The 20,872-nt window shown below is 73.3% G+C and carries 19 protein-coding genes; 6 read left to right on the top strand and 13 right to left on the bottom strand.

Going from position 1 to position 20,872, the window contains the following annotated elements:
- Positions 1-70 precede the first annotated feature (70 nt).
- Entirely contained in the window at positions 71-631 is a 561-nt protein-coding gene (locus ABZS66_RS22345; protein WP_354760524.1) for a hypothetical protein, read from the top strand.
- Here ABZS66_RS22345 and ABZS66_RS22340 read toward each other — a convergent pair.
- The 4 genes from ABZS66_RS22340 to ABZS66_RS22325 form a co-directional block, all read right to left on the bottom strand.
- Positions 593-1,687 (bottom strand): peptidoglycan DD-metalloendopeptidase family protein, encoded by a 1,095-nt coding sequence (locus ABZS66_RS22340; RefSeq protein ID WP_354760522.1) that lies wholly within the window; start codon positions 1,685-1,687, stop codon positions 593-595. The two genes, ABZS66_RS22345 and ABZS66_RS22340, sit on opposite strands and share 39 nt — an antisense overlap.
- A gap of 121 nt (positions 1,688-1,808) precedes the next feature.
- The gene (locus ABZS66_RS22335) at positions 1,809-3,878 is read right to left on the bottom strand and encodes a 3-hydroxyacyl-CoA dehydrogenase NAD-binding domain-containing protein (RefSeq protein ID WP_354760520.1); all 2,070 of its coding nucleotides are present in this window, start codon (positions 3,876-3,878) and stop codon (positions 1,809-1,811) included.
- The gene (locus ABZS66_RS22330) at positions 3,875-5,068 is read right to left on the bottom strand and encodes a thiolase family protein (protein ID WP_354760518.1); all 1,194 of its coding nucleotides are present in this window, start codon (positions 5,066-5,068) and stop codon (positions 3,875-3,877) included. The genes ABZS66_RS22335 and ABZS66_RS22330 overlap by 4 nt, the downstream gene beginning before the upstream one ends.
- A gap of 85 nt (positions 5,069-5,153) precedes the next feature.
- The gene (locus ABZS66_RS22325; protein ID WP_354760516.1) at positions 5,154-6,425 is read right to left on the bottom strand and encodes an HRDC domain-containing protein; all 1,272 of its coding nucleotides are present in this window, start codon (positions 6,423-6,425) and stop codon (positions 5,154-5,156) included.
- A 452-nt stretch (positions 6,426-6,877) separates the two neighbouring features.
- Here ABZS66_RS22325 and ABZS66_RS22320 point away from each other — a divergent pair, with 452 nt between their 5' ends.
- On the top strand, positions 6,878-7,819 hold the full coding sequence (locus tag ABZS66_RS22320; protein WP_354760514.1) for a trypsin-like peptidase domain-containing protein: 942 nt from the start codon (positions 6,878-6,880) through the stop codon (positions 7,817-7,819).
- A 96-nt stretch (positions 7,820-7,915) separates the two neighbouring features.
- Complete coding sequence (locus tag ABZS66_RS22315; RefSeq protein ID WP_354760512.1) at positions 7,916-8,782, top strand: hypothetical protein; 867 nt, start codon at positions 7,916-7,918, stop codon at positions 8,780-8,782.
- Between the two features lie 37 nt (positions 8,783-8,819).
- Here ABZS66_RS22315 and ABZS66_RS22310 read toward each other — a convergent pair whose 3' ends face one another.
- Entirely contained in the window at positions 8,820-9,371 is a 552-nt protein-coding gene (locus ABZS66_RS22310; protein WP_354760510.1) for a DUF3000 domain-containing protein, read from the bottom strand.
- Between the two features lie 80 nt (positions 9,372-9,451).
- Here ABZS66_RS22310 and hemE point away from each other — a divergent pair, with 80 nt between their 5' ends.
- Positions 9,452-10,465 (top strand): uroporphyrinogen decarboxylase, encoded by a 1,014-nt coding sequence (gene hemE, locus ABZS66_RS22305; RefSeq protein ID WP_354760508.1) that lies wholly within the window; start codon positions 9,452-9,454, stop codon positions 10,463-10,465.
- Positions 10,466-10,528: 63 nt separating this feature from the next.
- Here the strand turns inward: hemE and ABZS66_RS22300 are convergent, their stop codons facing one another.
- Positions 10,529-11,551, bottom strand: a complete 1,023-nt coding sequence (locus ABZS66_RS22300; protein ID WP_354760506.1) for a HEAT repeat domain-containing protein — start codon at positions 11,549-11,551, stop codon at positions 10,529-10,531.
- A gap of 147 nt (positions 11,552-11,698) precedes the next feature.
- Positions 11,699-12,457 (bottom strand): SDR family oxidoreductase, encoded by a 759-nt coding sequence (locus tag ABZS66_RS22295; RefSeq protein ID WP_354760504.1) that lies wholly within the window; start codon positions 12,455-12,457, stop codon positions 11,699-11,701.
- Positions 12,458-12,479: 22 nt separating this feature from the next.
- Here ABZS66_RS22295 and hemG point away from each other — a divergent pair, with 22 nt between their 5' ends.
- Entirely contained in the window at positions 12,480-13,811 is a 1,332-nt protein-coding gene (gene hemG, locus ABZS66_RS22290; RefSeq protein WP_354760502.1) for a protoporphyrinogen oxidase, read from the top strand.
- A gap of 4 nt (positions 13,812-13,815) precedes the next feature.
- Complete coding sequence (gene hemQ, locus ABZS66_RS22285) at positions 13,816-14,517, top strand: hydrogen peroxide-dependent heme synthase (protein ID WP_354760500.1); 702 nt, start codon at positions 13,816-13,818, stop codon at positions 14,515-14,517.
- 110 nt (positions 14,518-14,627) lie between these two features.
- Here the strand turns inward: hemQ and ABZS66_RS22280 are convergent, their stop codons facing one another.
- The 6 genes from ABZS66_RS22280 to ABZS66_RS22255 form a co-directional block, all read right to left on the bottom strand.
- Entirely contained in the window at positions 14,628-15,077 is a 450-nt protein-coding gene (locus ABZS66_RS22280) for a GNAT family N-acetyltransferase (RefSeq protein ID WP_354760579.1), read from the bottom strand.
- On the bottom strand, positions 15,070-16,446 hold the full coding sequence (locus ABZS66_RS22275; RefSeq protein WP_354760498.1) for an FAD-dependent oxidoreductase: 1,377 nt from the start codon (positions 16,444-16,446) through the stop codon (positions 15,070-15,072). The genes ABZS66_RS22280 and ABZS66_RS22275 overlap by 8 nt, the downstream gene beginning before the upstream one ends.
- 13 nt (positions 16,447-16,459) lie before the next feature.
- A complete protein-coding gene (locus tag ABZS66_RS22270; RefSeq protein ID WP_354760496.1) occupies positions 16,460-17,443 on the bottom strand; it encodes a hypothetical protein in 984 nt (327 codons plus the stop codon).
- Between the two features lie 202 nt (positions 17,444-17,645).
- Positions 17,646-19,139 carry a dGTP triphosphohydrolase gene (dgt, locus tag ABZS66_RS22265; RefSeq protein ID WP_354760494.1) on the bottom strand — a complete coding sequence of 498 codons (1,494 nt, stop codon included), beginning with the start codon at positions 19,137-19,139 and terminating at the stop codon, positions 17,646-17,648.
- A 10-nt stretch (positions 19,140-19,149) separates the two neighbouring features.
- Positions 19,150-20,031 carry a methyltransferase domain-containing protein gene (locus ABZS66_RS22260; RefSeq protein ID WP_354760492.1) on the bottom strand — a complete coding sequence of 294 codons (882 nt, stop codon included), beginning with the start codon at positions 20,029-20,031 and terminating at the stop codon, positions 19,150-19,152.
- A gap of 12 nt (positions 20,032-20,043) precedes the next feature.
- Positions 20,044-20,826, bottom strand: coding sequence for a TetR/AcrR family transcriptional regulator (locus ABZS66_RS22255; protein WP_354760490.1), 783 nt, complete (start codon positions 20,824-20,826; stop codon positions 20,044-20,046).
- Between the last annotated feature and the right edge of the window lie 46 nt (positions 20,827-20,872).

Genomic DNA, 20,872 nt, shown 5'->3' with positions numbered 1-20,872 from the left:
GTCCGTGGCGCCGGCAGATGCACGAGCGGTGTCCGGGTGGACGATCACCGTGGCCGCGCGGTGAGATGTCGTGGTGATGTCGTTGGAGCCGGTGGCCGAGCTGTCGGACGGCTCGTGGCTGGCGCTGAGCGGCGAATGCACCGGCGAGCAGGTCGAGCGGTTCCTGTCCACCCTGACCGGGTACCTCCAGGTCGAGACGCTCGCCGAGGCGGAAGTGCTCATCATGCAGGGCGGGCTGCGGATCGCCGACCGGCGCACCGGCGCGGTCGTCGTGCCCGGCTGCTGCGGCGGGCTGGAGGACTGGCGCGACTGGCTCGAGATCCTCGCCGGCGGGTCGCCGTGGCTCGGGCACGACCCTTCGCCCAAGGTCGAGATCGACGGCGACCGCGCCCGGGTGTGGCAGGACAGCAACCCGGTGCGCGGGCCCTACGTCGACGTCCCGCTGGCGGACCTGCCCGGGCTGCTGCTCGGGGTACAGCGGGACCTCACAGCCTTCCTGGAGCTCCTGGACACCCCTGTGGCGCGCATGGTGGACCGCGACTTCGGGGTCACGGCCGTGCTGCTCGACGGCGCCGGCGCCGTTCTGGGGCGGTCAGTCGATGGGGGCGCCGTGGGCGCGCATGAACGGTAGTGGGTCGACGGCGTTGTACGGGCCCGTCGGTGGGGCGTTCAGGTGCACCTCGAAGTGCAGGTGCGGTGCGGACGAGTTGCCGGAGCTGCCGACGTAGCCGATGATCTGGCCGGCCGCGACCTTCTGGCCGGGCCGCACGATCGGGCGGCGGACCATGTGGCAGTACAGCGTCGCGACGCGGCCCGCGTGCTGGAGCTTCACGTACCAGCCGCAGCCGCCGACCGAGGCGCCGCCGGGCCGGTCGCAGGAGTAGCCGGCCTCGATGTTGCACACCACCGCGACCACGGTGCCGGCCGACGCCGCGCGGATCGGGGTGCCGGTGAACGACATGATGTCGACGCCGAGGTGCTTCGGGTTGCTCGGCGTGCGGAAGCCGGGGCGGGCCGTGAAGCCGGGCAGCGGGCTGACCCAGCGCCCGGTGGCCGCCGGTGGGGCCGCCGCGGGAGCGGCGGCAACCGGCGCGGCGGCCGGCGGCGCGGCCGCGCACGGTGGCGGGGTCGCGCCGCGCCGGACGTACGCGTCGGAGACGTAGGCACCCGAGGGCAGCCGGTTCCACATCGGCGTCGTGCGGACCGCGCCGGTGATGTTCTCGCCGCGCACCTGGCAGGCGAGCGTCAGGGCCGTGCCGTTGGCGAAGGCGCCGATGAGCGCGGCGCCGTGGGCCGGGGCCGAGCGGGCCTTCAGCGGGGTGCCGCCCGAAGCGACCGTGCCGGCGACGGACGCGGGTGCCGCCGTGGCCGTCGCTTCGCACAGCGGCACGTCCTGAGCGCGGCGGATCCACGCGTCGGAGACGTACGTGCCGTCGCCCAGCCGGTCCCACAGGTCGGTGACCCGGACCGTGCCCTGGTCGATGCGCTGGCCGCGGACCTGGCACACGATCGTGACCGAGCTGCCGTGCGCCAGGGTGCGCAGCTGGGGCGTCCACACGGCCGAGCCGGCCCGGACGTTGAGGGGCCGCTTCGGCGAGACCACGGTCGCGGTCTGTGCGGCCTGCGCGTCCGTCGCCGGCAGCAGGACGCCGATCAGGACAGCAAGAAACAGGGCGGTGCTGCGCATGGTGTACCCCCGTGCCTGAAGAACATGGCGGCCGGGGGGACCGCGTGACGAACCCCGCCAACGCTAGGCGTCGGCGGGGTCCCTGTCCGGCGATCGGTAAGGATTTCCCTCGATTGCGGGGTTACGGTGCGTTCGCCACGCCCGGCGGGAGGAAGCGCGCTCCGGTGACCTTCTCGGAGATGCCCTCGCGGTCGAGGTACGGCGTGACCCCACCGAGGTGGAACGGCCAGCCGGCGCCAAGGATCATGCACAGGTCGATGTCGCGGGCGTCCGCCACGACACCCTCGTCGAGCATCAGGCGGATCTCCTGGGCGAGGGCCGCGGTCGCCTGCTCGTGCAGCTGCTCGGCGGTGGCCGGCCGGTCGCCGGTCTCCAGCAGGGCGAGGACCTCCGGGTCGGGGTTGCCGTCGGCGTCGGTGAAGCCACGCTTGCCGGCGGCGACCACGCGGCCCAGGTTCGCCGAGACGCCGAAGCGGTCCGGGAACGCGCCGTGCAGCGTCTCGGCCACGTGGTGCGCGACGGCCGGGCCGACCATGGTGAGCAGGGCCATCGGGCGCATCGGCAGGCCGAGCGGGTCGAGGGCCGAGTCGGCGACGTCGATCGGGGTGCCGTCGTCGACCGAGGCGGTGACGACGCCGAGGAAGCGGGTCAGCAGCCGGTTCACGACGAACGCCGGCGCGTCCTTCACGAGCACCGACGACTTCTTCAGCGCCTTGCCCACCGCGAACGCGGTCGCCAGGGTCGCGTCGTCGGTCTGCGCCGCCCGCACGATCTCCAGCAGCGGCATCATCGCGACCGGGTTGAAGAAGTGCAGCCCGACCACGCGCTCGGGGTGGGCGAGGTCGGCGGCCTGCTCGGTGACCGACAGCGAGGAGGTGTTGGTGGCCAGCACGCAGTCGTCGCGGACGATCTTCTCGAGCTCGGCCCAGACCTGCTTCTTCACGCCGAGGTCCTCGAACACGGCCTCGAGCACCAGGTCGGCGTCGGCGAAGGCGGCCTTGTCGACCGATCCGCTCACGAGGCCCTTGAACTTGGCGGCCCGGCCGGCGCCGAGGCGCCGCTTCGCGACCAGCTTGTCGATCTCGGCGTGCACGTAGCCGACGCCCTTGTCCACGCGCTCCTGGTCGAGGTCGGTCAGCACCACCGGTACCTCGAGCCGGCGCACGAACAGCAGGGCGAGCTGCGACGCCATGAGCCCGGCGCCGACGATGCCGACCTTGTTCACGTCGCGGGCCAGGCCCTTGTCCGGCGCGCCCGCCGGCCGCTTGGCCCGGCGCTGCACCAGGTCGAACGCGTAGAGGCTGGCCCGGGCCTGGTCGCCCATGATGAGGTCGGCGAGCGCCTCGTCCTCGAGCGCAGTTCCCTCGTCGAACGACACACTCTTGGCCGCAGCCAAGAGTGAGAGCGCCTGGTTCGCGCTGTTGACGGCGCCGTGGAGGCGCTCGTCGAGCTGGTGCTTGGCGAAGTACAGCACCCCGTCCCACATGTCGCGGTCGATCTCCGGCCGGGTCACGGTGACCGTGCCGTCGACGACGCCCTCGGCCCACGCCAGCGACCGCTCCAGGTAGTCGGCCGGGTCGAAGATCGCGTCGGCGATGCCCATCTCGTGGGCCTGGGCCGGCTTGAGCTGCTTCTGGGTGAGCGGGTTCTGGAGGATGACCTGCGCGGCGGCGGCGATGCCGATGAGGTTCGGCAGCAGCTGCGTGCCGCCCCAGCCGGGCACCAGGCCGATCGCGACCTCGGGCAGCGCGAGCGCCGCGGCGCCCGAGGAGACGGTCCGGTAGTGGCAGTGCAGGGCGACCTCGAGGCCGCCGCCCATCGCGGCGCCGTTGACGAACGCGAACGTCGGCACCGCCGAGTCGCGCAGCTTGCGGAAGACCCGGTGCCCGTACCGCCCGAGCTCCACCGCCTGCTCGCGCGAGGTCAGCAGCGGCATGCCGGTGATGTCGGCGCCGACGCAGAAGATGTACGGCTTGCCGGTCAGCGCGATGAACTTCGGCTGCGCCGCGACCGCCTCGTCGATCGCCGCGTCGAGGCTGGCCAGCCCGCCGGGGCCGAAGGAGTTCGGCTTGGTGTGGTCGAAGCCGTTGTCGAGCGTGATGAGCGCGGCCCGCTCGCGGCTGGGCAGGGTCACGAACCGCAGCAGGGCCTTGGTCACGACCTCGTTCGGGTTGGTGATGGTCGCGGTCACTTGTCGCCCTTCCAGTTCGGGTTCTCCCAGATCACGGACGCGCCCATGCCGATGCCGACGCACATGGCGGTCAGGCCGTAGCGCACCTCGGGGTGCTCGGCGAACTGCCGCGACAGCTGCGTCATGAGCCGCACGCCGGAGGAGGCGAGCGGGTGCCCGACGGCGATCGCCCCGCCCCAGGGGTTGACCCGCGGGTCGTCGTCGGCGATGCCGAAGTGGTCGAGGAACGCGAGCACCTGCACGGCGAACGCCTCGTTGAGCTCGAACAGGCCGATGTCCTCGATGGTCAGGCCGGCCTGGCGCAGCGCCTTCTCGGTGGCCGGGATCGGGCCGACGCCCATGACCTCCGGCTCGACGCCGGCGAACCCGTAGGCGACCAGGCGCATGCCGATCGGCAGGCCCAGCTCCCGGGCGACGTCCTCGGCCGCGATGATCGACGCGGTGGCGCCGTCGTTGAGGCCGGCCGCGTTGCCCGCGGTCACCTTGCCGTGCGGGCGGAACGGGGTCTTCAGCGTGGCCAGCTTCTCCAGGCTGGTCTCGCGGGGCGCCTCGTCGACGGTGGCCAGGCCCCAGCCGGCCTCCGGGTCGCGGGTGGCCACGCTGACGAGGTCGGGCTGGAGCTTGCCGGCCTGGTAGGCGGCCGCCGTCTTCAGCTGCGACGCGTAGCCGAACCGGTCGGCCCGCTCCTTGGTGATGCCGGGCAGGCGGTCGTGGAGGTTCTCCGCGGTCGAGCCCATGACCAGGGCGGACGGGTCGACGAGCTTCTCGGCCAGGATGCGCGGGTTGGGGTCGACGCCCTCACCCATCGGGTGGCGGCCCATGTGCTCGACGCCGCCGGCGATCGCCACGTCGTAGGCGCCGAACGCGATGCCGCCGGCGACGGTCGTCACCGCGGTCAGGGCGCCGGCACACATCCGGTCGATGGCGTAGCCGGGCACGGACTTCGGCAGGCCGGCCAGCAGGGCCGCCGTGCGCCCGATGGTCAGGCCCTGGTCACCGATCTGCGTCGTGGCCGCGATGGCGACCTCGTCGACCCGCTCCGGCGGCAGCTGCGGGTTCCGCCGCAGGAGCTCGCGGATGCAGCGGATGACGAGATCGTCGGCGCGGGTGTTGGCGTACATCCCACCGGCCTTGCCGAACGGGGTGCGCACGCCGTCGACGAAGACGACGTCGCGGACGGTACGGGGCACGGAGTCCTCCTCCTGACGAGTTACCAGCTATGTTACTCGTCAGTAAGTCGGGCCGTGCTGTGGATCCGCCCACACCGTCCGCGGGTCAGTCCGGTATGTGCAGTGCCGCGGTCAGACCCGGCGCGACCAGGCCGACCTGCCAGGGGCGGGCCCCGTAGCCGGACAGCACCGCCGCCACCGCGTCCTCCGCCAGGTCCTCCGGGGGTGACCAGGCCAGCCGGCGCACCGAGTCCGGGGTGATCAGATTCTCCGGCGGCAGGTTGTGGGCCGCGGCGAGGCCGGTGACCAGCTCCCGGCAGCGGGCCAGCCGGGCGGCCGCGACCGGGTCGCGCTCGGCCCAGCGGTGCGGCGGGGGCGGGCCTTCCGACGGCGGCGTGGTCGGCAGCTCCTTGTCGGACAGCGCGCGGGCGTCGGTGAGGGCGCCGAGCCAGGTCGGGGCCAGCCGGCGCACCGACCGTCCGCCGAAGCCGGCCAGGGCGAGCAGGCTGCGCTCGTCCTTCGGGTCGGCCTCGGCCGCGGCGATGATCGCGGCGTCGGCGAGCACCCGGCCGGGGCTCGCGTCGCGGCGCTGGGCGATCTCGTCGCGGGCGGTCCACAGCGCGCGCACCCGGGCCAGGGCGCGGGCCCCGCGGACCCGGTGGATGCCCGACGTGCGCCGCCACGGGTCGGCCCGCACGCGCGGCGGGTCGCCGGCCGAGGCGACCAGCGCGGCGAACTCCTGCTGGGCCCACTCGGTCTTGCCCTGCTTCTGGAGCTCCTCGACGAGGTGGTCGCGCAGCTGGAGCAGCAGCTCGACGTCGAGCGCCGCGTAGGTCAGCCAGGAGGTGGGCAGCGGCCGGGTCGACCAGTCGGCGGCCGAATGGTGCTTCTCCAGCGTGTAGCCCAGCAGCGACTCGGTCAGGGCGGCCAGCCCGACCCGCTCGAAGCCGCACAGCCGGGCGGCCAGCTCGGTGTCGAACAGCCGGGTGGGGCGCAGGCCGAGCTCGGTGAGGCACGGCAGGTCCTGGCTCGCGGCGTGCAGCACCCACTCAGTGGGTGAGATCACTTCGTCGAGCTCGGGCAGCTGGCCGAACGGCAGCGGGTCGATGAGCACCGTGCCGGCTCCGGCACGCCGCAGCTGCACGAGGTAGGCCCGGTGGGTGTAGCGGTAGCCGGAGGCGCGCTCGGCGTCGACCGCCACGGGGCCGGAGCCCGCGGCGAATCGTTCGACGGCGCGCGCCAGGTCGGCCCGGTCCACGATGGGCTCGGGTGTCCCGTCTCGGGGGGCGGTCAGCAGGACGGGCTCGGTCGTGTCGTCCGGTTTGCCCGGACTGTCTGGCTCCTCGTCCCGACGCCGCGCGGGGGGTTCGTCGGTCACGCGGACCACGGTACGTTGCGCCACAGGTACCCCGTTGCAGCCGGTCCGGCGCGTCGGGTTCAAGACCCCTTACCGACCCGCGTGAAGACCGCCGGAAAAGGGTTGGGAAACGGGTCGGACAGACGATGGTGGTTGCCGGTACGGTCGCGTGCGCAGGACATCCGGATCTGTCGGCAGGTTGCTTCTGTCCATAGGTTGCCTCGAACGTCGCAGGGCTTGTGCAGGCCGTCTAGGGTGAGGCCGACCGGCGACGCCGCGATATGGCAGCCTGCGGGCAGGCATTTGTCCGGCGAACCGGGCGCAATCGTGACAGGAAGGAAACGAGAAGCATGACGGCCGGGTATGACCCCTCCAACCCGGTGGCTTCCGGCCCCTCCGACTCGTACGAACGGCCGCGACAGGCGGACCGGTCGGCTGACGAGCCGGAGCGACTCGGTCCACTTCCCCCGCGCATGACGTCGACCGGCTCGTTCCAGGCGGTGTCGAACACCGGGTCGATGCCGACCGCTGCGGTGCCGACCGCCACCGGCGCGATGCCCGCCCAGCCGACGAGCGCGTGGCCGGTCTCGGGGCCGGGCCAGCCGCGGCCGCACAGCGGCCCGCCGCTCGCCCCGCCCGCCCGGCGCAGCGGCACCTCGGTGTTCGCCCTGGTGCTGGCGATCGTGCTGCTCATCGTGGTCGGCGTGCAGGCGGCGTTCATCGTGAACCTGCAGGGCCGCCTCGACAAGACCGAGGACCGGCTCGCCCAGGCGCAGCAGGCGGACGAGTCGCGGCTGAAGGCCCTCGAGGGCCGGGCCGACAAGCTGGAGGCGAAGACCGGCGGCAGCCTCGACGCGGCCGAGGTCGCGGCGAGCGTGCGGCCGAGCGTCTTCCGGGTCTCCACCAAGTACGCGACGGGCACCGCCTTCGCCCTCGGCAAGGAGCCGGCGGGCGGCGGCACCAACCTCATCACCAACTACCACGTGGTGCAGGAGGCGTACGAGCGCAACGAGCGCAACGTCAGCCTCGAGCGCACCGACCAGCGCTTCGGCGCGACGATCGTCGAGGTTCACCCGGACAAGGACCTGGTCGTGCTCCACACCGACGAGGTGTTCACCCGGCTGAACCCGGCACCGGAGGTCCCCAAGGTCGGCGAGCCGGTGCTCGTCGTCGGCTCCCCGCTCGGCCTCGAGGACACCGTGACGACGGGTGTGGTGAGCGCCTTCCGCACGTTGAGCGGCGAGCAGCTGATGCAGTTCGACGCGGCCATCAACCCCGGCAACTCCGGTGGCCCGGTGTTCAACGCGAAGAAGGAGGTGGTCGGCGTCGCGACGCTCAAGGCCCGGGAGGCTGAGGGCATCGGCCTCGCGATCCCGATCACGGTGGTCTGTCAGACGGTCAATAACGTCTGCTGAGCGGTAGTCCCCGAACCACCCGCCGTCGCGTCCCGGTCGCGGCGGTCGTACGAAGCCCGCCGGGGCGCTGCCCGGCGGACCATCAGGAGGAAGCAGATGTCATACCCCGGAAACCCCCAGGGGAACCCGAACGAGGGATACGGCTACCCCGACCCGAACGCGCCCGCCGGGGCCTACCCGCCCCCGCCGCAGCCGGGGTACCCGGCGCCGGCGCCGCCGCAGCCGACCTACGACCAGCCGGCGTACCCTGCGCCGCCGCAGCCGACCTACGACCAGCCGGTGTCGCCCTACGGCGGCCCCGTGCCGCCGCAGGCCGCCCCGGTGCACGACCAGGGCACCGCGCAGCTGCCGCCGTACGGCAGCGAGGGCTCCTACAGCCTCGACCCGTCGGTCTCGGCCCCGCCGACCGCCCCGATGATGGCCCAGCCGCCGATGTCCGCCCCGCCGATGTCGGGCCCGCCCATGTCCGGCCCGCCGAACGCGTTCGGCCCGGTCTCCGGCCCGCCCGCGTTCCCGGGTCAGCCGGTGGCGTACCCGCCGGTCGGGCCGCCGAAGAAGCGCGGCGTCGCCGTCCCGATCCTGGCCAGCCTGCTGGCGCTCGCCGTCATCGCGGCCGGCGTCTTCGTCGGCCTCTACGTCGACAAGAGCGGCAAGCTGGACAAGTCGGAGAAGCTCGCCGCCGACCGTCAGGTGACGATCGACAACACCACCAAGGAACTCGACACCACGAAGGCCGACCTCAAGTCGAAGGCCGACGACCTCGCCAAGGCCCAGCAGGACCTGCGCGGCACCCAGGCCGACAGCACCGAGGCCAAGCGCCAGCGCGACGTCATCGGCACCTGCCTGAAGCTGCTGCTCGAGGCGCTGGAGGCGGCCAACAAGGGCGACCAGACAACGATGCAGAACAAGCTCAACGAGATGGACAAGCCGTGCAACGAGGCTGAGGTCCTGCTCGGGATTTGATGACGGGAAAGGGCCGGCGCGGTGCGCCGGCCCTTTTTCATGCGTGCAGCGCGGTCACGCCGGGCGGTGGCAGGCCGGCCGTCGAGGCCAGCAGTGCGCACCAGGCGTGGACGTGGGCCTGGAGGTCGTCGTCGGTCGGCGTCCACGAGGCCCGGATCTCCAGGTCGGCCGCGGCCGGCGGGCCGGCCAGGTCGCCGAAGCGGGTCGACAGGGTCTGCGTGATGGTCCCGCCGATGGCCGTATAGGCGGCGTGGTGCCCCTCGAGCGCGTCGGTGAGCCAGCTCCAGCCGACGCCGGGCAGCAGCGGGTCGGCGGCGAGCTCCGCCTCGAGCTCGGCCGTCACATACGTCACGAACCGCATCGTGCCGTCCCAGGCGTCGTGGCCGGCCGGGTCGTGCAGCAGGATCAGCCGCCCGGTGGCCACCTCGTCGCCGCTGCGCAGCACCGTGCCGCCGAGGGCGTGCGCATAGGGCGCCAGGCGCTGGGGCGCCGGCACCTCCTCCAAGGTGATCTCCGGCCGGGCGGTCACGGCACGCAGCTCCTCCACCGCCCGGGTGAACGTGGGGGGAGTCGCGGTCGATGGCGCCATAACGGAAGACTAAGAGAGAAAGTCGCGCAGGGGGTGCCGCCGCGCCGCCGCGCTGCACCGAGTGAAACGATGGTCGCGCTATGGATGACACGACGAAGGTCCTGCTGCGCGCCGCCCGAGGCGAGGCGGTGCCGCACACCCCGGTCTGGTTCATGCGTCAGGCGGGCCGGTCCCTGCCCGAGTATCGCGAGCTCCGGGCCGGGATCGGGATGCTGGAGTCCTGCCGCCGGCCCGATCTGGTCACCGAGATCACCCTCCAGCCGGTCCGCCGGCACGGCGTCGACGCGGCCATCCTGTTCAGCGACATCGTGGTGCCGCTCCAGGCCGCCGGCGTCGACCTCGACATCGTCGCCGGCACCGGCCCCGTCGTGGCGCACCCGGTGCGGACCATGGCCGACGTCGAGGCGATCCGGCCGCTGGAGCCGGAGGCCGTCGAGTTCGTCGCCGAGGCCGTCCGCGGGCTCCAGCGCGAGCTCGGCCAGACGGCGCTCATCGGCTTCGCGGGCGCGCCGTTCACCCTGGCCAGCTACCTCGTCGAGGGCGGGCCCTCGAAGCACCACGTGCTGACCAAGGCCCTCATGCTGGGCGCGCCCGACGTCTGGCACGCGCTGTGCACCCGCCTGGCCGACATCACCCGCACCTTCCTGCGGGTGCAGGTCGACGCGGGAGTCGACGCGATCCAGCTGTTCGACTCGTGGGCGGGGGCGCTGTCGGAGGCCGACTACCGGCGCTCGGTGCTGCCCCACTCCGCGAGCGTGCTGCGGAGCCTGCCCGAGGTTCCCCGGATTCATTTCGGCGTCGGTACTGCGGAGCTGCTCGCCGCCATGAGCGAGGCGGGCGCCGACGTGGTGGGCGTCGACTGGCGCACCCCGCTCGACGTCGCCGCCGGCCGCGTCCCGGGCAAGGCCGTCCAGGGCAACCTCGACCCCGCGGTGCTCTTCGCCCCGTGGGAGGTCGTCGAGCAGGAGGCCCGCCGCGTGCTGGCGGAGGGCGCCAAGGCCCCCGGCCACATCTTCAACCTCGGCCACGGCGTGCTGCCGGAGACCGACCCGGACGTGCTGACCCGCCTGGTCGAGCTGATCCACACGGCCTAACCGATCCGGTCGGGGCCTATCGGCTCTGGACCGGGTCTGAACGGTCCGCCGAACGCGGTCCGCCTAACGGTCGGACGGCACCCAGCGCGGCCAGCCGTGGTCGCCGGCCAGCTGGGCCAGGCGCGAGGCGAGCATCAGGCCCGTGGCCTGGGCGTTGCCGAGCAGCCGGTCGTGCACCTGCTCGGCGATCCCAGGCGCCCGGTACTCGGCGTGCTCGAGCAGTTGGAGCGTCACCGACCACCAGTAGCGGTCCTCGTCGGTGGCGTGCGGCGCCCCGGCCCGGAACCAGTCGGACAGGCCGTCGAGCAGGTCGTCGCCGACGCCGTCGGGGTCGGTCAGCCGCAGTGCCGCGCACACCCGGGCCACAACGTCGTCGTCCCAGCCCGACAGGTGCCCGCGCACCAGCGTGTGCAGCGACGGGTGCCCGAGGGCGCCGGCTGCGTCGATCTCCAGCGAGTACACGTTGTCGCGGGCCAGCCGCTCGCCGAGCACCGGCAGCACCCGCTCGTCGCGGCGCCGGGCCAGCCCGAGCAGTGCCTCGCAACGGGTGTCGTCGTGCGGGTCGTCGAGCCGGGCGACCAGCGCCTCGCGGACCTTCGGCTCGTCCACTTCGGACAGCTGGGTGCCGAGCGCGAAGCAGGCCCAGTCGCGCACGTCGTCGTCCAGGTCGCCACTCAGCGTGAGCAGCGCGGCCACGGTCTCGTCCGGCGTGGCCTCACCGAGCACGCTCGGCAGCGCCTGGGCCACGGCCCGCCGCACCCGCGCGTCGGTGTGCCGCGCGAGCGGCAGCAGCAACGGCAACGCGGTGTCGTCGTAGCACCACGCTACGGCGTCGGCCAGCTCGGCCGGGCTCGTCGTTGGGGACTCCAGCAGCGCGGCGATGGTGCGGGCGGTCGGCTCGGCGTCGTCGATCGGGATCGCCCGTGCGCCCAGCCCGGAGACGTCCGCGAGATCGCCGAGGTCGGCGAGGTCCGCGAGGCCGGCAATCACCTCGGCGAGCGGGTCGAGCCCATGTGCATCGGCATGATGCCGTTGCGGGTCGCCCGGCTCGTCGGGTGACGGCCTGGAGGACGCGAGGTCGCTCATCCGTGAGAGTGTGCGCGCCTCGGGCGAGATCTTCCAGAGGGGTTCGCCCCACAGATGGACATCGCCGCCCCCGGCATCACCCGAGTCGCCGACATATCGACGCACATCGGGTGTGCGAAATGCCACTCCGGGGAACTCTCCCCGCTCTCAGCGCGCCCGGCTCTCCAGGCGCAGCGACTGCCACGATCCGTCGGCCGCCCAGCCGCCGTCGACGGACAGCGTCGCACCGTTGACGAAGCCGCTCTTCGCCGGGTCGGCCAGGAACGCCACCGCGCGGGCGATGTCCTCCGGCTGGGCGAACCGGCCCATCGGCACGTGGTCGGTGATGTCACCGTCACGGTATGCACCCGAGGCCTGCGACTCGTCGTCCATCTCAGTCTTCACCCAGCCGGGGCACACCGCGTTGACCCGGACGCCCCGCCCGCCCCACTCGACCGCGAGCGTGCGCGTGAGCCCGACCAGCCCGTGCTTGCTGGCGTTATAGGCCACCCGGTCGGCGACCCCGAACAGGCCCGCGACGGACGCGATGTTGACGATCGAGCCGGTGCCGCGCACCAGCATCCGCCGGCCGAACGCCTGGCACAGCAGGAACGGCCCGGTCAGGTTGACCTCCAGCACCCGCCGCCACTGCGCCGCATCCGTCTCCTCGGCGGGTGCGATCGACGCGATGCCGGCGTTGTTGACCAGCACGTCGGCGCGCCCGAACCGCGCCTCGACCTCGGCCGCGAACTGCGCCACGTCCGCCTCGTCGGACACGTCGCCCACGAACGTCAGCCCGTCGAGCCCGAGGACCGGCTGCCGGTCGAACAGGGCCAGCGCGTAGCCCTCCTCCGCCAGCACCTCCGCCGTCCGCCGCCCGATGCCCTGCGCCGCGCCGGTGACGATTGCCACTCGCTCTTCCGTCATGCCGCGACAATAGACTCGGGGTATGACAAAGCGCGTCGTGGTCGTCGGCGGCGGCATCGCCGGCCTGGCCGCGGCGCAGCGCCTCCACGAGCGCGGCCTCGACGTCGTCCTGATCGACCGCGGCGAGCGCACGGGTGGCAAGCTGCGCACCGGCACCCTGGCCGGCGGCCCGGTCGAGCACGGCGCCGAGTCGTTCCTGATGGCCGCGCCCGAGGGCGGTCCCAGCGCCGCGGTCCGGCTGGCGGGCGCCGCCGGCCTGGCCGACGCCGTGGTCCATCCGACCCCCGCGCGCGCCGCGGTGGCGATCGAGGGCGGCCTGCGCGACCTGCCGGCCGGGACGTTCATGGGCATTCCGGTGGATTCGGCAGTACCCGATGAGCCGTCCCCCGAACCCCTGCTCCCGCCCGGTGGCGACGTCACCGTGGGTGAGCTGGTCCGGCCGCGCCGCGGCGACGCCGTCGTGGACCACTACGTCGAGCCGCTGCTGGGCGGGGTCTACGCCGGCCGGGCCGACCGCCTGTCGCTGCGCATGGCCCTGCCGAGGCTCGCCGCCGCGGCCGAGCGGTCCCACACCCTCACCGACGCGCTGCGGTCGGCGGTGCCGGCGCCGTCCGGCGGGCCGGTCTTCGGGACCGTCGCCGGCGGCATGAGCCGGCTCACCGACGCCGTCACCGCCGCGCTGCCCGGCGTGCGGCTCGGGTCGACCGTCCGTGAGCTGCGCCGCCACGGCGCCGGCTGGCGGCTCACCGTCGGCTCGACCCACGACCCGGCCGACCTCGACGCCGACGGCGTGGTGCTCGCCGTCCCGGCCGCGCCGGCCGCCCGCCTGCTGTCCACTGTGGATGGTCTGGCCGGGGTGCCGCTGGAGTACGCCTCGGTGGCGCTGATCGCGCTCGCCCTGCCGGCGACGAAGCTGCCCGAGCTGTCGGGCTTCCTGGTGCCGGCGGCCGAGGGGTTCGCGGTGAAGGCGGTCACGTTCTTCGACCAGAAGTGGGCCCACCTGCACCGCCCGGGCGTCACGCTGCTGCGGGCGTCGGTCGGCCGGCACGGCGACGAGGAGCAGCTCCAGCGCACCGACGAGAACCTGGTCGCCCTGGTCCGTCACGAGCTGGCCGTGCTGCTCGGCGTCGACGCGCTGCCCGACCCCGTCGCCGGCGCGGTGTACCGGTGGGGTGGGGCGCTCCCGCAGTACACCCCGCATCATCAGGACCGCGTGCGGGCACTGCGCGAGGCGCTGCGCAGCCACCCGGCGATCGCCGTCGCCGGTGCGGCGTACGACGGTGTGGGCATTCCCGCCTGCATCACGTCCGGCTGGGCCGCCGCCGACGCGGTCCTCGAGGGCCTGGGAGAATAGCCGCATGACGACCACCAACGCCGCCCGCATCCGCGAGCTGAACGACTCCATCCGCTACACGATGTGGTCCGTCTTCCGCGCGTCGACCCCCGTCGACCCCGCCCGCCGCGACGAGATCGGCGCCGAGGCGGCGGCGTTCTTCGCCGACCTGGCGGCCAAGGACGTGGTGGTCCGCGGCACGTACGACGTGGCCGGCCTGCGCGCCGACGCCGACCTCATGGTCTGGTGGCACGCGCCGAGCGCCGAGGCCCTCCAGGAGGCGTATGCGGCGCTGCGCCGCACCGCCCTGGGCACCCTGCTCACGCCGGTGTGGTCGCAGCTGGCCCTGCACCGTCCGGCCGAGTTCAACAAGAGCCACATCCCGGCCTTCCTGGCCGACGAGCACGCCCGCGCGTGGGTCTGCGTGTACCCGTTCGTGCGCTCCTACGAGTGGTACCTCCTGCCGGACGAGGAGCGCCGCGCGATGCTGGCCGAGCACGGCCAGCAGGCTCGCGGCTTCCCGGACGTCCGCGCGAACACGGTGGCGAGCTTCGCCCTGGGCGACTACGAGTGGATGCTGGCCTTCGAGGCGGACGACCTGCACCGCATCGTCGACCTGATGCGCGAGCTCCGCGCGTCGAGCGCCCGCCGCCACGTCCGCGAGGAGGTCCCGTTCTACACGGGCCGCCGCCGCGAGATCGCCGACCTGGTGGCCAACCTCCCGTAACCCGGCCGGGGAGCGGTCCGGCCCCGGCGGCCGTGATCGCGAAGACCTTGGGTGGCCAGGGGTGCCAAAAAGCTTCGCGATCAAGGTCGCCGCACGTGGCCGGCGGGGGGTCAGGCGGCGGGGCGGCGCATGTGGATGTGCTCGATGCCGTCCTCCAGGAACGGGGTGCCCTCCGCCGTGAAGCCGAAGCGTTCGTAGAGGCGCATCGCCTCCGTCTGGGCGTCCAGGACCACCTCACGGTCCGGGCCGACGTGGGTCAGCGCGTCCGCCATGAGGCGGGCGGCCAGGCCCTGGCCCCGCGCGGCCTTCGCGGTCACGACGCGGCCGATGCGGGCCGCGCCGGACGGGTCGGACAGGACGCGCAGGTACGCGGCGGGGGTGCCGTGCTCGTCGTCCAGCCAGAGGTGGACCGTCGCCGGCTCGACGTCGCGGCCGTCCAGCTCCGGGTAGGCGCAGCGCTGCTCCACCACGAAGACGTCGCAGCGGAGCTTGAGCAGGGTGTAGAGACGGTACGGGTCCAGGTCCGCGAAGTGTGCCAGCACCCGCGCGATCCTACCGATCCCCCCGTGAGTCGCCGGCGAGCTTCTCGGCGGCCTTGCGGGCGGCGATCAGGATCGGGTCCCAGACCGGGGCGAAGGGCGGGGCGTACGACAGGTCGAGGGCGGTCATCTCCTCGACCGTCATCCCGTGCCACAGCGCCACCGCCAGGGCGTCGATGCGCTTGGCGGCGCCCTCCTGGCCGACGATCTGGCCGCCCAGGAAGCGGCCGGTGGTGCGCTCGGCGATGATCTTCGTCTTGATCGTGCGGGCGCCCGGGAAGTAGCCGGCGCGGGTCGTCGACTCGGTGACCACGCTGAACGTGCTGAAGCCGGCCGCCTCCGCCTCGGCCGTGGTCAGGCCGGTGCGGGCCACCTCGTGCGAGCACAGCTTCGAGACGGCCGTGCCGACGACGCCGGGGAAGGTGGCGTAGCCGCCGCCGATGTTGATGCCGATCGCCCGGCCCTGCTTGTTCGCGTGGGTACCGAGGGCGATCGCCACCGGCCGCTGCGAGACCAGGTGGAGCGTCTCCACGCAGTCGCCGGCCGCCCAGATCCCCGCCACGGAGGTGCGCATGCGGCGGTCGACCCGGATGCCGCCGGTCGGGCCCACGTCGATGCCGGCCGCGGCGGCGAGCCCGCTGTTCGGGCGGGTGCCCAGGCCGAGGATGACGACGTCGGCGGGGATCTCGCCGGCCGTCGTGCGAACGGCGGTCACCCGGCCGCCGGTGCCGGCGAAGCCGGTGAGGCGCTCGCCGAGCCGCAGCCGGACACCCTCCTTCTCCAGGGCGGCGGCGACCAGGGCGCCCATGTCCGGGTCGAGCGTGCGCATCGGCTGCTCCGCGGCGTCGACCAGCGTGACGTCCAGGCCGTGCCGCAGCATCGCCTCGGCCATCTCCAGTCCGATGTAGCCGCCGCCGACGACGACGGCGCGGCGGGGGGCGTGGCGTTCGAGGTACCCGAGGATCCGGATGCCGTCGTCCAGCGTCTGCACGCCGTGGATGCCGGCCAGCACCGCGCCCGGCACCTCGGGCCGCGCGGGCGTGCCGCCGGTCGCGATGACGAGCTGGTCGAAGGGCTCGCGGTACTCGTGGGTGGCGTCGCGCACCACCACCTCGCGCCGGTCGGTGTCGATCGCCAGCACCTCGCTGCCGAGCCGCAGGTCGATCTGCTGACGCTCGCGGAACTCCTCCGGCCGCCGGGCGATCAGCGCGTCCACGTCGTCGACGTCGCCGGCGACGAGATACGGGATGCCGCAGGCCGAGTAGGACGCGTGCTGCCCGCGCTCGAACGCGACGATCGCCAGGTCGTCGGCCGGGCGTCGCCGGCGGGCCTGCGAGGCCGCGCTCATTCCCGCGGCGTCGCCGCCGATCACCACCAGTCGCTCGCTCACCACACCATTGTGATCAGTCGTGCCGGTCGGGGGCGGGAATCGGTGCGCCGGTGTCGTCCCAGACGTTGCCGCTGTTCTGGCTGAGTGTGGTCTGCGTGCTGACGAGGATGGGGCAGACGTACTTCGACGTCCGGCCGAAGCGGTTGTTCACGACCGCGATCCCGGTGAGCGTGGCCGCGCCGCCGCCGCGGTGGGCGAAGTTCAGCGTGCAGGCGCCGCCGTCGAGCCAGTTGCCCTCGACCCGCAGGTCGCCGCTCGCCCCGCCCTCCTGGGTCACCTGGACCGCCGAGTTGCCGTCGCGGCCCGCGTCGAGCACGTTGTGCCGCAGCATGATCCGCCGCTTGCCGAACGCCTCCACCGCGTCCCGGATCGCCGGCCCGCCGCCGAGGTCGTGCACCCACGAGTCCTGCAGGACCACGTCGTTGCCGGTCGCCTTGACGCCGTTGACGACGTTGTGGATGTTGACGCGGGTCAGGTTGGTGGCGCTCGCCCACACCCCGTCGAGGCAGCCGCCGGCGGTGGTCGGCACGATCTCGACGTCCTCCAGCGTGGCGCTGCCGTCGACCTGGACGACGCCCCCGCACTTCGGCGCGCCGCCGCGGATCACCGAGTTGCGGATGGTCACCTTCCGGCCGGTGATCCGCACGAACCCGCGGATGTCGGCGTTCTCGACGACCTGGTTGTCGGTGCCGTACGTCTGGTCGCCGGTGATGACGGTGAGCCGCGTGCCGGCGATGACCCCGGTGTTGGCCGCCGACGGCTTGCCGGTGCGCTCGACGGCCTTCGGGGTGGCCTTCGGCGAGGCCGACGCCGAGCCGGACACCGACGTCGAGGGCGAGGCGGCGGCGGAGCCGGCGGTGCCGGGCAGGCCGGCCATGCCGGCCGAGCGGCGGCTGTCCGGGGCGCCGCCGAGGGCGCGCTCGTCGGCGCTGGGGACGATCACCGGATAGAGCAGGACGGACGTGAGGGCGATGGTGACCACGCCGGCGGTGGCCACGCCGATAGGCGCCCACGGCAGAGTCCGCCAGTCGAGATGGCGTGGGGTAGTCGGAAGATCACCTTCGGTGGTCACCGACCATTTCTAGTGGTACCAGAGTGACAATGTCCAGCCAGTGATGCAGGTGTTTACCGAAGTGTTTCCGCCATCTGGAGAAACGCCATATTCTCGCTGCGTCGGGGCCTATCGGCTCTGGACCGATCTACAGCACGAACGCGTCGGTCCACAGCTGGCGGGACCGGCCCGACAGCGCCTCCAGCAGACCGACCGCCTGCCCGTCGGTGAGCGCCGCGACGAAGTCGACGATCGCCCGCCCGCGCGCCATCGCGGCGGTGTCGAGCGGCATGCCCGCCGCGAGGCCGTAGTCGGCCCCGGTCAGCCCGGCCATCTCGGCCTGGGCCAGCTCGACCAGGTCGTGCAGCCGGCGGGGGAGGCGCGCCTCCTCGTCGGGGTCGACGAGCCAGGCGTGCAGCGCCTCGACCAGCGCCGCCAGCAGCCGGGCCTGGCCGCGCTGGTGCAGCGCCAGGTCGGGCCGCTCCAGCACGAAGCGGTGGTGGATGAACTTGAGGACCTGCACCTCGTGCCACTGGGCGGCGCCGAGCCGGACGTGGCCGGAGCGCACCGGCGGGTCGGGGCGTACGTGGATGGCGTCGATCAGGCGGCGCGTCCAGCGGGCGGAGAATCCGGCCACGGTCTGCTCCGCGTCGATCGATCCGTCGAACGGTACCGCGAGCAGCCCGTCGACGAGCTCCAGCCGCACGTGCTCGACGGCCGCCCGGAAGGCGTCGTCGTCGCAGATCCAGTCGTCCTTGCGGCGCAGGTCGCGCCAGAGCAGCTCGACCGAGCGCCCGGGTCGCCGGCTGGTCGCCCGCAGCGCCTCGACGCTCAGCGCGCGCAGCTCGGCCGCCTCCCGCTGCCAGGCGATCAGCTCGGTGGCCACCGCGCCCTGCTGGAGCACCCCGACCCGGTGGAAGTCCTCCAGGTCGTGGATCGCGTACGCGATGTCGTCGGAGGTGTCCATGACCGACGCCTCCGGGGTCTGCTGCCAGTCGGCCAGCCGCCCGGCGAACGGCGCCCGGGCCTGGCGCAGGTCGGTCAGCTCGGTGACGTAGGCGCCGAACTTGGCCGAGCCGTCGAGCGGGTCGCCGGCGGCGCCGCGGGGCGTCGGCTTGAGGTGCCGCGGGTGCGGGTCGGGGTAGGTGCGGCGGGTCCACGGGTACTTCAGCAGGGCCGCCCGCACCGCCGCGGTGAGGGCGAGGCCGGTGACGATCCGGTACGACTGGGCGTTGCCCTCGAAGCCGTCGGGCAGCCCGAGCCGCTCCCGGGCCAGCCGGTCGAGCACGTGCTCGCCGAGGTGCCCGAACGGCGGGTGGCCGAGGTCGTGGGCGAGCGCGGCCGCCTCGACGACGTCGGCGTCGCAGCCGCCGAGCTTTTCCAGCAGCTCCCGCTCGGCGGGGTCGGCGGTCAGCCGCTCCACGATGGCCCGGGCCACGCTCGCCACCTTGAGGCTGTGCGTGAGCCGGTTGTGCACGAGCAGGCCGGAGCCGCCCGGGCTGATCACCTGGGTCACGCCGCCGAGGCGCGCGAAGAACGGCGACGCGACGATCCGGTCGCGGTCGGCCCGGAACGGGTTGGCCGTCAGGTCGCCCGCCTTCTCGCCCTTGTCGCCGTCGAGCCGTTCCCTACGAAGATCCATATGCGTCAGGCTACGCGGGCTTGCGGACCTCGATGATGAACCCACTGGCAACCTGGGCCGCCATCGGGTGGTGGACCATGACCAGGTCCAGCAGCTTCAGCGGCGAGAGGATCCAGGTCAGCGGGAGGACCAGGCGGTACAGCCTCGCCGAGCCGAACGACAGCAGCATCGCCAGCCATTCCTGGAGCACCCAGATCATGCCCGAGGTCGGTCCGGCCCCCGGCTTGAGGCTGAGCACCTCGAACTGCGGGAACTGCTCCCGCAGGCCCACCTCCGTGTACCGCTGGAAGTCGTACGGCGAGGCGTGGAACGGCTGCATGAACGGGACGAACACCAGCATGCGGCCGCCCGGCCGGAGCACCCGGTGCATCTCGGCGATGTGCGCGGACGGGTCGGGGACGTGCTCCAGCACCGCGATGCTGACCCCGCCGGCCAGGCTGTCGTCGGCCAGCGGCAGCCTGCGCAGGTCGGTGACGATGTCGACGTTGCCGTACGACGCGCCGTCCATGCAGACGATGCGCTCGTCGCGGCGGTGGGTGCCGCAGCCGAAGTCGGCGACCAGGTCGCGGTCGAGGTCGAAGCTCTTGAGAAAGCCGCTGATCGCCCCCGGGCGCTCCATGGCGGGCGAGAGGACCTTGATCGCGGTCGGGTAGAGCCGGTGGAACCGGGTCTTGACGAACTCCTTCACCCGGTTGAGTGCGTCGGCCTTGAGCTCCTCGGACTCGAAGCCGCCGAACCTCAGCCGGGCGCCGTCGCGCCGGCCGGCGGTGCCGCACGAGGGGCACACGACGGTGCCGCGCAGCGGGTGGTGGCAGCTCGGGCAGGCCAGGACCTCGGCGAGGCGGGCGTGCCGGACCAGCGCGACCGGCGTGTCGGCGATGGTGTCGTTCATCAGTCCCGGACGCTAGCGGACCTGGGGGGTCGCGCAGGTGGGATCGGCCGCGCGTCGCTCGATCAACACCTCGATCCCGTCCAGCAGGCGGTCGAGGCCGAACTCGAAGTCCTCGTCCGGGTCGCCCGGCGGCAGGTCCAGGATGCCCGACTTGATCAGCTCGCCGACCGCCGGGAACCGCGCGGGGTCGACCAGCCGGGTGAGCAGCCGGCCGTACGTCTGGATCGCCTCGTCGGGCGTGGTGCCCGCGGCCGCGGCCGAGGCGGTCATGTCGGCGGTGAGCAGTGCCCAGTTCCGCACGTGGCCGGCCATCGTCATGATCGCCGACAGCTTCTCGTACTCCTCGAGGCCGGTGTCGCGCAGCACGGTGAGCCCGTAGTTCATCCAGCCGATCTGGTTGGGGGTGAGCGGCGGCCCGGCGAGCGGCACCCGCACCACCCACGGGACGCTGCGCAGCAGGGCGAGGTGGGTGCGGGCGAAGCGGGCCAGGCCGGCGCGCCAGCCCTCGCCGTCGACCGGCACCGGCGCGGGGCCGATCGCGGCGTCGACCATGAGGTCGAGCAGCTCCTGCTTGGCGGTCACGTAGCGGTACAGCGACATGGTCGAGGCGCCGAGCTCGGACGCCACCCGGCCCATCGAGACCGCGGCCAGGCCCTCGTTCGTCGCCACCTTCACGCCCGCGGCGACGATCCCGTCCAGCGTGAGGCCGGGCTTCGGCCCCTTGCCGGGCCGGGCGCGCAGGCCCCAGGCCGCGGCCAGGTTGGTCGGGATCCCGTCGGCGGTGTCGTCAGTCATTGACTCAGCATTCTACTTCTGCGTATAACTTACGCAGTAGTGCGTA

It is taken from the genome of Dactylosporangium sp. NPDC005572 (assembly GCF_040605515.1).
In the GTDB taxonomy this organism is placed as follows: domain Bacteria; phylum Actinomycetota; class Actinomycetes; order Mycobacteriales; family Micromonosporaceae; genus Dactylosporangium.
This window is presented reverse-complemented; position numbering and strand designations above follow the sequence as displayed.